The 12,987-nt window shown below is 74.4% G+C and carries 11 protein-coding genes; 5 read left to right on the top strand and 6 right to left on the bottom strand.

Annotated elements, in window-relative coordinates:
- Positions 1–39: 39 nt before the first annotated feature.
- From ilvD to ACIPYS_RS28435, 4 genes are all read right to left on the bottom strand, one after another.
- Positions 40–1,884 carry a dihydroxy-acid dehydratase gene (gene ilvD, locus ACIPYS_RS28450; RefSeq protein ID WP_400751199.1) on the bottom strand — a complete coding sequence of 615 codons (1,845 nt, stop codon included), beginning with the start codon at positions 1,882–1,884 and terminating at the stop codon, positions 40–42.
- 166 nt (positions 1,885–2,050) lie between these two features.
- Entirely contained in the window at positions 2,051–2,839 is a 789-nt protein-coding gene (locus tag ACIPYS_RS28445) for a class I SAM-dependent methyltransferase (protein ID WP_093861593.1), read from the bottom strand.
- Between the two features lie 32 nt (positions 2,840–2,871).
- Positions 2,872–3,699: a sugar phosphate isomerase/epimerase gene (locus ACIPYS_RS28440; protein WP_173862281.1), complete on the bottom strand. Its 828-nt coding sequence runs from the start codon at positions 3,697–3,699 to the stop codon at positions 2,872–2,874.
- Between the two features lie 648 nt (positions 3,700–4,347).
- Positions 4,348–5,310: a Ppx/GppA phosphatase family protein gene (locus ACIPYS_RS28435; RefSeq protein ID WP_093861592.1), complete on the bottom strand. Its 963-nt coding sequence runs from the start codon at positions 5,308–5,310 to the stop codon at positions 4,348–4,350.
- Positions 5,311–5,635: 325 nt separating this feature from the next.
- On the opposite strand from ACIPYS_RS28435, the gene ACIPYS_RS28430 reads away from it, so the two are divergent.
- Positions 5,636–6,460 carry a hypothetical protein gene (locus ACIPYS_RS28430; RefSeq protein WP_400751337.1) on the top strand — a complete coding sequence of 275 codons (825 nt, stop codon included), beginning with the start codon at positions 5,636–5,638 and terminating at the stop codon, positions 6,458–6,460.
- Between the two features lie 60 nt (positions 6,461–6,520).
- Here the strand turns inward: ACIPYS_RS28430 and ACIPYS_RS28425 are convergent, their stop codons facing one another.
- Together ACIPYS_RS28425 and ACIPYS_RS28420 are read right to left on the bottom strand one after the other, a co-directional pair.
- The gene (locus tag ACIPYS_RS28425) at positions 6,521–7,690 is read right to left on the bottom strand and encodes an NADH-quinone oxidoreductase subunit D (protein WP_093861591.1); all 1,170 of its coding nucleotides are present in this window, start codon (positions 7,688–7,690) and stop codon (positions 6,521–6,523) included.
- Positions 7,687–8,742 (bottom strand): SAM-dependent methyltransferase, encoded by a 1,056-nt coding sequence (locus tag ACIPYS_RS28420; RefSeq protein ID WP_093861590.1) that lies wholly within the window; start codon positions 8,740–8,742, stop codon positions 7,687–7,689. The genes ACIPYS_RS28425 and ACIPYS_RS28420 overlap by 4 nt, the downstream gene beginning before the upstream one ends.
- Positions 8,743–8,917: 175 nt before the next feature.
- Between ACIPYS_RS28420 and ACIPYS_RS28415 the strand changes: the two genes are divergently transcribed.
- The 4 genes from ACIPYS_RS28415 to panC all read left to right on the top strand — a co-directional run bounded on the left by ACIPYS_RS28415 (position 8,918) and on the right by panC (position 12,965).
- Positions 8,918–10,111 (top strand): sensor histidine kinase, encoded by a 1,194-nt coding sequence (locus ACIPYS_RS28415; protein WP_400751334.1) that lies wholly within the window; start codon positions 8,918–8,920, stop codon positions 10,109–10,111.
- A gap of 97 nt (positions 10,112–10,208) precedes the next feature.
- Positions 10,209–10,901 (top strand): response regulator transcription factor, encoded by a 693-nt coding sequence (locus ACIPYS_RS28410; protein ID WP_093861588.1) that lies wholly within the window; start codon positions 10,209–10,211, stop codon positions 10,899–10,901.
- A 202-nt stretch (positions 10,902–11,103) separates the two neighbouring features.
- Positions 11,104–12,060: a Rossmann-like and DUF2520 domain-containing protein gene (locus tag ACIPYS_RS28405; protein ID WP_400751194.1), complete on the top strand. Its 957-nt coding sequence runs from the start codon at positions 11,104–11,106 to the stop codon at positions 12,058–12,060.
- Positions 12,060–12,965 (top strand): pantoate--beta-alanine ligase, encoded by a 906-nt coding sequence (gene panC / locus ACIPYS_RS28400; RefSeq protein WP_400751191.1) that lies wholly within the window; start codon positions 12,060–12,062, stop codon positions 12,963–12,965. Before ACIPYS_RS28405 ends, panC begins: the two co-directional genes overlap by 1 nt.
- The last annotated feature ends 22 nt before the right edge of the window (positions 12,966–12,987 follow it).

Below are 12,987 nucleotides of genomic sequence, written 5' to 3'. Positions count from 1 at the left end.
CCCGGTGGCCGGGACGGCGCCTCGTGGTCGCGGTGGGGGTCAGCCGAGCTTGCTGACGTCCCGGACGGCGCCCTTGTCGGCGGAGGTGGCCATCGCGGCGTAGGCGCGCAGGGCCTGGCTGACCTGGCGGTCGCGGTTCTTCGGCCGGTAGCCGTGGCCGGCCTCCAGGACGCGGCGGCGCTCGTCCAGGACCTCGGCCGGGACCTCCAGCGCGATCCGCCGGCCCGGGATGTCGATGGCGATGGTGTCGCCGTCCTCGACCAGGGCGATGGTGCCGCCGGACGCGGCCTCCGGGGAGGCGTGGCCGATCGACAGGCCCGAGGTGCCGCCGGAGAAGCGGCCGTCGGTGACCAGCGCGCAGGCCTTGCCCAGGCCCCGGCCCTTGAGGAAGGAGGTCGGGTAGAGCATCTCCTGCATGCCGGGGCCGCCCTTCGGACCCTCGTAGCGGATGACGACGACGTCGCCCTCCTTGATCCGCTTGGCGAGGATCGCCTCGACCGCGTCCTCCTGGGACTCGACCACGACGGCCGGGCCGCTGAACGTCCAGATCGACTCGTCGACACCGGCGGTCTTCACGATGCAGCCGTCCTCGGCGAGGTTGCCGTACAGCACGGCGAGTCCGCCCTCGACGGAGTAGGCGTGCTCGACCGAGCGGATGCAGCCCCCCGCGCCGTCGGTGTCCAGCGACTCCCAGCGCTCGGACTGCGAGAAGGCCTCGGCGGAGCGGACGCAGCCGGGGGCGGCGTGCCACAGCTCGACGGCCTCGGCGGACGGCGAGCCGCCGCGCACGTCCCAGGTCTTGAGCCACTCGGTGAGCGAGTCGGAGTGCACGGTGTGCACGTCCTCGTTCAGCAGCCCGCCCCGGTGCAGTTCGCCGAGGATGGCGGGGATCCCGCCGGCCCGGTGCACGTCCTCCATGTAGTAGGCGCCGTTGGGCGCGACCTTGGACAGGCACGGCACCTTGCGGGAGATCGCGTCGATGGCCCGCAGGTCGAAGTCCAGCTCGGCCTCCTGGGCGGCGGCGAGCAGGTGGAGGATGGTGTTGGTCGAGCCGCCCATGGCGATGTCGAGGGCCATCGCGTTCTCGAAGGCGGCGCGGGAGGCGATCGAGCGCGGCAGGACGGAGTCGTCGTCCTGGCCGTAGTGCCGGTTCGTGATCTCGACCACGGTCCGGCCGGCGGCCTCGTACAGCGCCCGGCGGGCGGTGTGGGTGGCGAGCAGCGAGCCGTTGCCGGGCAGCGAGAGGCCGATCGCCTCGGTGAGGCAGTTCATCGAGTTGGCGGTGAACATGCCCGAGCAGGAGCCGCAGGTCGGACAGGCGTTCTCCTCGATGATCGCGATGTCCTCGTCGGAGACGTTCTCGTTCACCGCCTGGGAGATCGCGTCGACCAGGTCGAGCTTGCGCACCGTGCCGTCGACCAGGGTGGCCTTGCCGGCCTCCATCGGGCCGCCGGAGACGAACACCGTGGGGATGTTCAGCCGCAGGGCGGCCATCAGCATGCCGGGGGTGATCTTGTCGCAGTTGGAGATGCAGATCAGTGCGTCCGCGCAGTGCGCGTTGACCATGTACTCGACCGAGTCGGCGATCAGGTCGCGCGAGGGCAGCGAGTAGAGCATGCCGCTGTGGCCCATCGCGATGCCGTCGTCCACCGCGATGGTGTTGAACTCGCGGGGGATGCCGCCGGCCTGCTTGATCGCCTCGGACACGATCCGGCCGACCGGCTGGAGGTGGGTGTGACCGGGGACGAACTCGGTGAAGGAGTTGGCGACCGCGACGATCGGCTTGCCGAAGTCCTCGCGGGCTACGCCGGCCGCCCGGAGAAGCGCCCGGGCGCCTGCCATGTTGCGACCGTGGGTGACCGTACGGGACCTCAGCTCGGGCACTGTGCTCGACTCCTTCGGAGGCTGGCTGGCGGCCCCGCTCGATCAGGAGGGTGCGGGACCACTGTGTCTGTCGAGCCTACGCCCGCCGTCCGGGCGGCGGACCCGGCGTCCGCGATGCGGTCAGCCGGGTGGCCGCACCCCGGGGCCGGGCCGCCCCCGGCGCGGGTCAGGACGGGGTGACCGCGACGGTCAGGTCCAGCACGTACGGCTCGACCACCGTGCCGTCCGGGAACTCCGCCAGCAGGGCCTCGCGCTCGACCGCCAGCAGCGGTGCGCGCTGCTCCGGGGTGAGGACAGCGAGGTAGGAGCGGGAGGTGAGGTCGGTGATCAGGTGGTCGACGGTGATCCGGCGCTCCCAGCGGAGCACGGCGTGCTCGGTCCGCAGGTCGTACGGGGCGAGGTGGGAGCCGATCTCGTTCACGGCGCCGTAGCCGTGGTAGCTCGTGGGCAGCGCGGCGGCGAGCCGCTCGCCCATCGCCCGCACCCAGGCCACGCCGCTGTCCTTCACGTTCCACCAGACGGCCAGCGCGCCGCCGGGCCGCAGCACCCGGATCGCCTCGGGCACCGAGCGCTCCGGGCGGGTCCAGTGGAAGGCCTGGGCGTAGGTGACGAAGTCCGCCGAGCCGTCGTGGAAGGGCAGCTCGTCGCCGCTGCCGCGGACCAGGCCGAGCCCGGGCGAGACGGCGAGGAACTGCTCGGCCATGCCCGCGGTCGGTTCCACCGCGAGCACGTCGGCGCCGCGGGCGGCCAGCAGCCGGGTCGAGATGCCGGTGCCGGCGCCGACGTCCAGCACCCGCGCGCCCTTCAGGCCGCGCCCGGCCAGCCGCTCCAGCGCGTCGAACAACTCCTGCGGGTACGAGGGCCTGGCCCGGTCGTACTCCGCCGCCACGCCGCCGAAGGACTTCGCCAGTTCACGGAAGTCGCTGCTCGGCCCGGGCCCGGTCTTTTCCGCCATGTGTCCCCCTGTGGACGGCAGTTCGTGTGCCGTCAGCGTACGCGCGCGGGGGTGGCCAGGTGCAAGCGGGTGAAGGCGAGGGCCTCGGCCAGGTCGGCCTCGCGTTCGGCGGGCGACGCGGAGCGGCGGGTGTTGACCTCCAGCACGACGTGGCCGTCGAAGCCGGTCCGGGCGAGGTGTTCCAGCAGTTCGGCGCAGGGCTGCTTGCCCCGGCCGGGGATGAGGTGCTCGTCCTTGCCGGAGCCGGAGCCGTCCGCCAGGTGGATGTGGGCGAGCCGGTCGCCCATCCGCTCGACCATCGCGAAGGCGTCCACCCGCGAGGTGGCGACGTGCGACAGGTCGATGGTGAAGTGCCGGTACTCCTCCTCGGTGACGTCCCAGCCCGGCGCGTACGCCAGCATCTCGCGGTCCTTGTAGCGCCACGGGTACATGTTCTCGACCGCGAAACGGACGTCCGTCTCGCCCGCCATCCGGTGGATGCCCTCGACGAACTCCCGGGCGTACTGGCGCTGCCAGCGGAACGGCGGATGGACCACCACCGCGCTCGCGCCGAGCTTCTCGGCCGCCGCGCGGGCACGGACCAGCTTGGTCCACGGGTCGGTGCTCCACACCCGCTGGGTGATCAGCAGGCACGGCGCGTGCACCGCGAGGACCGGCATCCGGTGGGCGTCGGAGAGCCGGCGCAGCGCCTCGACGTCCTGGCTGACCGGGTCGTTCCAGACCATCACCTCGACACCGTCGTAGCCGAGTTTGGCGGCCAGCTCGAAGGCGACCGCGGTGGTGGCCGGGTAGACCGAGGCGGTGGAGAGCACGACCTTGGTGTCCGGGATGTGCAGGGCCGGGTGCGGGGGCAGGACCAGGCGGTCGGTGGTGCGCAGCAGCGGCGGGCGGGCGGCGGCCTGGCGGGCGGCCTTGACCGACTTCACGGACTGGACGGCGGCCTTGGCGGCGCCGGCCGCCCGGGCGGTGCGGGTGGGCTCGGCGCCGGGGGCCTTGGGCCCCTTGCGCGTCCTGGCGGTCTTCGCCGCCCCGGCGGCCGCGGCGGGTCCGGTCGCACCGGTGGGCCCGGTGGCCCCGGTCGTTCTGGACGCCTCGGTCGCCTTGGTCGCCTTCGTGGCCTTGCCGGCCGCGCGGCTGGCGGCCTTGCGGGCGGCCTTCTCGGCGACGCCGCCGGCCGCCTCCCGGGCCGCCTGCACCGCCTTGACGCCCTTCGCCGGCCTGACGCCCTTGACCGCCTTGCCGAGCTTGCGGGCCGGCGCGGGAGCCCCGGGACCGGTGTCCGGGCCAGGGGTCGGGTCGGTGTCCGCAACGACGTCCGGAGCGGGGTCAGGTCCGGTGCGGCGCCCGGCGCGGCGCGGGGCGTCCGGCCGCGGCTTCCCGTCCCGGGGCGCACGGCCCTCCCGCGTCCCGTCCTCGTCCGCTGGTTGCGCCACGGGAGACAGCGTAAGCGGACCGCGCCCGGAACGGGGAGCCGGTCGGCGCGCGCCAGGCCGCCCCGCCCCCTGCGGTCAGGGGGTGAGCACGGGCCGGCGGCGGTCGGCCGGGCTGTCCATGGCGTCCAGCCGGCGCAGGATGATGCCCTCGCGCAGCGCCCAGGGGCAGACGTCCAGCTCGGCCAGGCCGAACAGGTCCATGGCCGCGTCGGCGACCAGCGCGCCCGCGAGCAGCTGCTTGGCGCGGCCCTCGGACACCCCGGGGATCTGCGCCCGCTCGGCGACGGTCATCGCGGACAGCCGGGGCAGCCAGGCGGCGAGGTTGTGGCGGGTGAGCCGGCGGTCCGCGTACGGGCCCGCGTCGGCCGGGGCGGCACCGGTCATCCGGGCCAGCTGCTTGAAGGTCTTGGAGGTGGCGACGGCGTGGTCCGGCGCGCCGAGCCGGGAGATCTCGCCGACGACGGTGGCGATCTCGGCCCGGATGTGCCGTCTGAGCTCGCGCAGCCGCTCGGGGTCGGCGACGTCGCCGGGCAGCCAGCGGGCGGTCAGCCGGCCGGCGCCCAGCGGCACCGAGCAGGCCACGTCCGGCTGCTCGTCCAGGCCGCAGGCGATCTCCAGCGAGCCGCCGCCGATGTCGAGGTTGAGCAGCCGGCCGGAGGACCAGCCGAACCAGCGGCGGACCGCGAGGAAGGTGAGCCGGGCCTCGTCCTGGCCGGAGAGCACCCGCAGTTCGACCCCGGTCTCCTCGGCGACCCGGCGGAGCACCTCCTCGCCGTTGGCGGCCTCGCGCACGGCCGAGGTGGCGAAGGGCAGTATGTCGACCACGCCCTTGTCCTCGGCGACCCGCAGCGAGGAAGCGATCATGCCGATCAGCTTCTCGACCCCGGACCCGCCGATCGCGCCCTGCTCGTCGAGCAGTTCGGCGAGCCGCAGCTCGGCCTTGTGGGAGTACGCGGGCAGCGGGGCGGCGCCCGGGTGGGCGTCGACCACCAGGAAGTGGACCGTGTTGGAACCTACGTCGAGCACACCGAGTCGCATAACCCTCCACGCTACGCGATCTCACGCCGAACGAGACCGGTCGTGCCGGTGTTCGTGCTGGTCCGGGTACTGATCGCGGCCCGGGGCGGTCGGCCCGGGCCGGACCGGGGCCCCGGTTCGAACAGCATTCGGCCGGTGTTGACCGGGCGTTCACCGGGCCCGGCGGTGAACTCGCCGTGAACCGCGCGACCACGGACGGTTCGCAGCTCCGCGGAGGCTCTACCCTTGCCGGGTGGCAGCAGCAGACACGTCCCAGCACAGCGGCACCCCCAAGGGCGGCAGGAAGAAGTCCGGGAGCGGCGGCCCGGGCGCCGTCGACCTGGCGATGCCGACCCTCCGCTCCGAACTCCGCCCCGAGGTCCCGCTCGACTTCCCGCGCGCCTGGGTCGAGTTCACCGACCCCGAGGACGAGGAGCAGGTCTTCCGCTGCGACCTGACCTGGCTGACCTCCCGCTGGTCGTGCATCTTCGGCCAGGGCTGCCAGGGCATCCGCGAGGGCCGGGGCGAGTCCGACGGCTGCTGCACCCTGGGCGCGCACTACTCGGACGAGGACGACGAGAAGCGCGTGGCCGGCCACGCGGCCCGGCTGACCCCGGAACTGTGGGAGAACCACGCGCACGGCACCGACGCCAAGGGCCGGCTCAGGCTCGACGGCGGCATCACCATGTTCGACGAGGACGGCGACCGCCAGACCCGGCGGGTCGGCGGCGCCTGCATCTTCGTGAACAGCCCCGGCTTCGCCGGCGGAGGGGGCTGCGCCCTGCACGCGCTGGCGCTCGCGGAGGGCCGCGAGCCGCTGGAGACCAAGCCGGACGTCTGCTGGCAGCTGCCGGTGCGCCGGACCTACGACTGGATCGACCGGCCGGACGACACCCGCTACCTCCAGGTCACCATCGGCGAGTACGACCGCCGGGGCTGGGGCCCGGGCGGCCACGACCTGCACTGGTGGTGCACCGGCAGCCCGGACGCCCACCAGGGCGCCGACCCGGTGTACGTCAGCTACCGCCCGGAGCTCACCGAGCTGATGGGCCGGGCCGCGTACAGGACGCTGGCCGGCCTCTGCGAGGAGCGGATCGCCACCAAGGGCGACCGCAAGGTGGCCCCGCACCCGGCCGACCCGGCGAAGCGGCCGAAGGTGCCGAAGAAGTGACCGGAGCGGGAGCGCCCCCGCGGCGCACCCCGGGGGCGGGCCCGGCCCGCCCCCGGCCGGCTACTTGTCGATGTCGCCGACGACGAAGAACATCGAGCCCAGGATCGCCACCATGTCCGCGACCAGCGTCCCCGGCAGCAGCTCGGTCAGGGTCTGGATGTTGTTGAACGAGGCCGAGCGCAGCTTCAGCCGCCACGGCGTCTTGTCGCCGCGCGACACCAGGTAGTAGCCGTTGACGCCGAGCGGGTTCTCGGTCCAGGCATAGGTGCTGCCCTCCGGGGCCTTGAGCACCTTGGGCAGCCGCAGGTTGACCGGCCCGGGAGCGAGCGTGGCCAGCTTGTCGAGGCAGGCGTCGGCGAGGTCGAGCGCGTTGGCGGTCTGCTCCAGCAGGCACTCGAAGCGGGCCAGGCAGTCGCCCTCCTCGCGGGTGACCACGGTCAGCACCTGCCGCAGCTCCTCGCTGCCGTACGCCAGGTAGGGCTCGTCCCGGCGCAGGTCGAGGTCCAGCCCGCTCGCCCGCGCGATCGGGCCGCTGGCGCCGTACGCCTCGGCCTGCGCCCGGGTCAGGACGCCGACCCCGGCGGTGCGGGCACGGAAGATCTCGTTGCCCAGCACGAGGTCCTCGAAGACCGGCAGCTGGGAGCGGACGACGGCGACGGCGGCGCGGACCCGGCCGAGCCAGCCGGCCGGCAGGTCCTCCTTGAGGCCGCCGACCCGGTTGAACATGTAGTGCATCCGGCCGCCCGAGGCCTCCTCCAGCACGTGCTGGAGGTCCTCGCGGCCGGTGAAGGCGTGGAAGATCGGGGTGATCCCGCCCAGCTCCAGCGGGTAGGAGCCGAGGAACATCAGATGGTTGAGGACGCGGTTCAGCTCGGCCAGCAGGGTGCGGATCCACACCGCCCGCTCGGGCACCTCCATGCCGAGCATCCGCTCGACGCCGAGCACCACGCCCAGTTCGTTGGAGAAGGCCGAGAGCCAGTCGTGCCGGTTCGCCAGCATGATGATCTGCCGGTAGTCCCGGGCCTCGAAGAGCTTCTCCGCACCCCGGTGCATGTAGCCGATCACCGGCTCGGCGCTGACGATGCGCTCGCCGTCCAGCACCAGGCGCAGGCGCAGCACGCCGTGGGTCGCCGGGTGCTGCGGGCCGATGTTGAGCACCATGTCGGTGCCGCCCGCCCCGCCCGTGACGTTCTCGGCTCCCGCCCCGATGCCGACCGTGGTCTCCCTCATGGGGTCAGAGTCTGCCATCCCGGCAGCGCCCCGAGGCTCGGCGGTACCGGCATCCGGACGGCCTGCGAGAGCCAGCCGAATCCGCCCAGGCCCGCGGCGTCGGTGAGCTCGGCGCCCTCGCCCGCGCCGCCGAGCGCGCGCAGGTAGCCGACCGGGTCGCTGGAGGCGAGCGCCAGCGGGGGCCTGGCGCCGCTGACCCCGAGCGCCCGCAGCGCCTCCCGCTGCGTCGTCCACAGGCTGTGGAGACCGGGCGCGGCCGCCGCGTCCAGGGCCACGTGCGCGGTGACGTCGCACGAGCCGTCGGGCACCGGGGGCACCTCGCGGCCGGCCCGGAAGCCGGTCCGGGTGGGGAACGGCGGGCGGCGGCCCGCGGTGTGCCCGTAGTCGACCGCGACGGCCAGGCCCCGGTCCAGACCGGCCACCGCGTGCGCCCAGGCGGCGTCCCTGGGCGCACCGAACTCGACGAAGTCCCCGGGCCGTTCGGCCGGCCACCAGCGGGCGGCCCAGTCGGCGTCGGCGGGGTCCACGGGCCCGCCGAGCCGCTCCTCGCCGGTCGCCGGGTCCACTTCCAGGTAGCGCAGCAGCCCGTCCTCGCCGACCTCGCCGGTGTCCAGCGGCACGTTGTCCAGCCACTCGTTGGCGAACAGCAGCCCGGTGACGCCGCGCGGCACCTCGGCCGTCCACACCGTCCCGTCCCAGCTCCGCTCCGTCCACAGGCCTGTGGACGGAGCGGCGGGCGGCGCGTCCGGGCGGGCGGCGAGCTCCACCGCCCACACCCGCAGCCGCTCGCCCACCGGCTCCGGCAGTTCGGCCAGCACCCCGGCGACCAGTTCGCCCCGGCCGGCCCCGACGTCCACGAAGGCCAGCTCCTCCGGGCGGCCGAGCGCCTCGTCCACCTCCAGCAGCAGCCGGGCCACCGCCCGGGCGAACAGCGGCGAGGCGTGCACCGAGGTCCGGAAGTGCCCGGCCGGGCCCTCCGGCCTGCGGTAGAAGCCGCCGTCGGGGTCGTAGAGGGCACGCTCCGTGGCGGGCGCCCACCGCATCCAGGTCATGGGGCGGGACGCTACACACCCGGTCCGTACCCGCCCAATCCCTACGGCAGCGGCATGCCGGGCTCTCCGACCTAGGGAGTAGGGCGGATCGCCCTCCCGGCGGACCTGGGCACGGGGTGCGACTGCCTACGCTTGAGTCGTGCATCGACTCAACGCCTGGCTCCGCCGTCACCCGATGGTGATCGACTCCGTCTGGGCCGCGATGGTGCTCTTCGTCGGCGTGCTGCCGGAGGACGGGACCGGAAACAGCGGCTGGCGACTCGGGGTCCACTTCGCCGTCGCCGTCCTGCTTCCCCTGCTGATGGTGTTCCGCCGCCGCTTCCCCGACGCGACCGTGGCCGCCGCGGGCCTGATCGGCTTCACCCAGGTCCTCCTGGACGTCAACCCGGCGATCTCCAGCATCGCCTACCTGGTGTTCGCCTACACCGGCGCCGCGTTCGGCAGGCCGTGGACGTCCCGGTTCGCGCTGCTGGGCGGCCTGGCCGCGGGCCCGCTGGTGTACTGGCGGCTGCATCCGCAGAAGTTCGAGTCGGCCACCGACTCGGACGTCCACTACGTCAGCTACTCCGTTCCCGAGGCGCTGCTCATCATCGGTCTGATGACCACCCCGTTCGTCCTCTGCTGGGCCTGGGGCCGGCTGACCCGGGTGCGCCGGGCGTACCTGGTCGAGCTGGAGGACCGCGCGGCCCGGCTGGAGCGGGAGCGCGACGCCCAGTCCAAGGTCGCGGTCGCCGCCGAGCGGGCCCGGATCGCCCGCGAGCTGCACGACGTGGTCGCGCACAACGTCTCGGTGATGATCGTCCAGGCCGACGGCGCCGCCTACGTCCTGGACAACTCGCCGCAGCAGGCCAAGGAGGCGCTGGGCACCATCGCCTCCACCGGCCGGCAGGCGCTGGTCGAGATGCGCCGCCTGCTGGGCGTGCTGCGCAGCGCCGACAGCAAGGGCGAGGAGTACGTGCCGCAGCCCGGCGTCGAGGAGCTGCCGGAGCTGCTCGACCAGGTCCGCACGGCCGGCCTCCAGGTGGACTTCGCCACCTCCGGCCACCCGCGCGAGCTGCCGCGCGGCGTCGAGCTGACGGTCTACCGGATCGTCCAGGAGGCGCTGACCAACGTCCGCAAGCACGGCGGCCCCGATGTCCACGCCCGGGTCGCGGTCGACTTCGGCGAGCGCGAACTCGCGGTGCTGGTCGAGGACGACGGCCGCGGCAGCACCGACGAGCAGCTCGCGTCCGGCGGCCCCGACGGCCAGGGCCACGGCCTGATCGGGATGCGCGAGCGGGTCGGTATGGTCAGCGGCAGCCTCGACATCGGGCCGCGCCCCGGCGGCGGGTTCCGGATCCGCGCCGTCCTGCCGCTCAAGGCCGCCTGACCACGGCCGCCCGCCGACCCCGGACACCCGACCCGGACACCCCGCCGACGGACGCCACCGACCCCCGCTGTCCTCCCCGAGGAACTAGGAGCCACCCTTGACCATCCGCGTGATGCTGGTCGACGACCAGGAGCTGCTGCGCACCGGATTCCGGATGATCCTGCAGTCGCAGGGGGACATCGAGATCGTCGCCGAGGCCGGGGACGGCGCCCAGGCCGTGGACAAGCTCCGGCACACGGAGGTGGACGTCATCCTCATGGACGTCCGGATGCCGCGGCTGGACGGGGTGCAGGCCACCCGGCGGATCTGCCTGGCCGAGGACGGCAGCCCGGTGCCGAACGCCCCGCACGTGCTCATCCTCACCACCTTCGACCTCGACGAGTACGCCTTCGCCGCGCTCAAGGCCGGGGCCAGCGGCTTCCTGCTCAAGGACGTGCCGCCGACCGAGCTGGTGGCCGCGATCCGCGCCGTCCACGGCGGGGACGCCGTGGTCGCGCCGACCACCACCCGACGCATGATCGACCGCTTCGCCGAGGTGCTGCCGACCCCGCAGAGCGGCCCGGGCGGCGCCGACACCCTGGGCCCGCTCACCGAGCGGGAGCGCGAGGTGTTCCTGCTGGTCGCCCAGGGCCTGTCGAACGGGGAGATCGCGGCCAAGCTGGTGCTCTCCGAGGCCACCGTGAAGACCCACGTCGGGCGGATCCTGGCCAAGCTGGGTCTGCGCGACCGGGTCCAGGCCGTGGTGCTGGCCTACGAGGCCGGGCTGATCCGGGCCGGCGCCACCGACTGACCCCGCCGCCGGCGGGCGACCCGCCCCCGCCGACGGGCCGCCCGCGGCCCACCCGCGCTCCGGGCCCGGCCCGCGCCCGCTCCGGCCCGCACCCGGTCCGGAGCGAACCGCTCCGCGGGCCCGGTCCCGACCGTAGACTGGGCCGGTACGTCCGGTACCCCGGCAGTGGACTGGAACGGAACCCCTGGACAAAGGTGGACGCGTGAGTCCGTCCGACTTCGCCGACCGCGGCGAGTTCGCCCCGCTCGCCGACGGCTTCGGCGACCCGGCCGACCCCGGCAACCGCCCCGCCCGCCTGGCCGTCGGCGTGGTCGGCACCGGCCGGGTCGGCCCGGCTCTCGGTGCCGCCCTCCAGCTGGCCGGCCACAAGGTGGTCGCCGCCTCCGGGGTGTCCGCCGGCTCGCGCCGCCGGGCCGAGACCCTGCTGCCGGGCGTACGGATCGTCACCCCGCCGCAGGTGCTGGCCGCCGCCGACCTCGTCCTGCTCACCGTCCCCGACGACGCGCTGGCCGACCTGGTCACCGGCCTCGCCGCCACCGGCGCCGTCCGGCCCGGGCAGATCCTGGTGCACACCTCCGGCGCGCACGGCGTGGCCGTGCTGGAGCCGGCCGCCGCGGCCGGCGCGCTGCCGCTCGCGCTGCACCCCGCGATGACCTTCACCGGCACCTCGGTCGACCTGGCCCGGCTGGCCGGCTGCCCCTTCGGGGTGACCGCCCCCGAGGAGCTGCGCCCGGTCGCCGAGGCACTGGTGGTGGAGATGGGCGGCGAACCCGAGTGGGTGCCGGAGAGCGTCCGCCCGATGTACCACACCGCCCTCGCGCACGGTGCCAACCACCTGGTCACGCTGGTCGCGCAGGCGATGGAGCTGCTGCGCACGGCCGGCGTCGCCGAACCCGGCCGGATGCTCGGCCCGCTGCTCGGCGCCGCCCTCGACAACTCCCTGCGCTCCGGCGACGCGGCCCTCACCGGCCCGGTCGCCCGGGGCGACGCCGGCACCGTACGGCGCCACCTGGCGCAGCTCAGTACGGTGTCCCCGGACATCCCCGCCGCCTACCGGGCGATGGCCCGGGCCACCGCCCAGCGGGCCCTGGCCCGCGGAACGATCGACGAGACGTCGGCGGCGGCGCTGCTGGACGTACTGAACGAGGAGAAGCAGTAATGGCACGCGGCAAGCAGCCGGGCAAGGCCCAGCACGCCCCGAAGGTCCACCGGGCCGTCGTCACCCGCACCGTCGACGACTTCGAGGCGGCGTTCTGGCCCGACGAGCAGCCGGTCGACAACGCGGTCGTGATGACGATGGGCGCCCTGCACGAGGGCCACGCCGCGCTGATCCGGGCCGCCCGCAAGCAGGTCGGCCGGGACGGCCGGGTCGCCGTCACCGTCTTCGTCAACCCGCTGCAGTTCGGCGCCGGGGAGGACCTCGAGCGCTACCCGCGCAGCCTGGACGACGACGTGCGGCTGGCCGAGGCCAGCGGCGCCGACGTGGTCTTCGCGCCGTCCGCCGACGAGGTCTACCCGAACGGCGAGCCGCAGGTGCGGATGGCGGCCGGCCCGATGGGCGAGCGCTACGAGGGCGCCACCCGGCCCGGCCACTTCGACGGCGTGCTGACCGTCGTCGCCAAGCTGCTGCACATCACCGACCCGGACTTCGCGTTCTTCGGCGAGAAGGACGCCCAGCAGCTGGCGGTCGTCCGCCGGATGGTGGCCGACCTGGACTTCGACGTCGAGGTCGTCGGCGTGCCGACCGTCCGCGAGGAGGACGGCCTGGCGCTCTCCTCCCGCAACCGCTACCTCTCGGCGGAGGAGCGCACCCGCGCCCTGGCCCTGTCCGGGGCCCTGTTCGCCGGCCGGGACGCCGCCGCGCGGGGCCCGGAGGCCGTGCGCGAGGCCGCCTCGGCCGCGCTCGACGCCGCCGGGGGCGTCGACCTCGACTACCTCGCCCTGATCGATCCGCACGACTTCACCGAGGCGCCGGACGACTTCCGGGGCGAGGCGGTGCTCGCCGTCGCCGCGAAGGTGGGCACGACCCGCCTGATCGACAACGTCCGCATCATCGTCCGGTAGGCATCGCGCCGGACCGGCACAC

This window comes from Kitasatospora sp. NPDC089913, from assembly GCF_044748625.1.
Classification (GTDB): domain Bacteria; phylum Actinomycetota; class Actinomycetes; order Streptomycetales; family Streptomycetaceae; genus Kitasatospora.
The sequence above is the reverse complement of the archived record's forward strand: the minus strand, read 5'-3'. Positions and strand labels throughout refer to the sequence as shown.

Bases quoted from the DNA above. Each gene is read 5' to 3' on its own strand.
- ACIPYS_RS28445 (WP_093861593.1), bottom strand. From the start codon at position 2,839: ATGGCGGAAAAGACCGGGCCCGGGCCGAGCAGCGACTTCCGTGAACTG.
- ACIPYS_RS28435 (WP_093861592.1), bottom strand. From the start codon at position 5,310: ATGCGACTCGGTGTGCTCGACGTAGGTTCCAACACGGTCCACTTCCTG.
- ACIPYS_RS28430 (WP_400751337.1), top strand. From the start codon at position 5,636: ATGCCGACCCTCCGCTCCGAACTCCGCCCCGAGGTCCCGCTCGACTTC.
- ACIPYS_RS28425 (WP_093861591.1), bottom strand. From the start codon at position 7,690: ATGAGGGAGACCACGGTCGGCATCGGGGCGGGAGCCGAGAACGTCACG.
- ACIPYS_RS28420 (WP_093861590.1), bottom strand. From the start codon at position 8,742: ATGACCTGGATGCGGTGGGCGCCCGCCACGGAGCGTGCCCTCTACGAC.
- ACIPYS_RS28415 (WP_400751334.1), top strand. From the start codon at position 8,918: ATGGTGATCGACTCCGTCTGGGCCGCGATGGTGCTCTTCGTCGGCGTG.
- panC (WP_400751191.1), top strand. From the start codon at position 12,060: ATGGCACGCGGCAAGCAGCCGGGCAAGGCCCAGCACGCCCCGAAGGTC.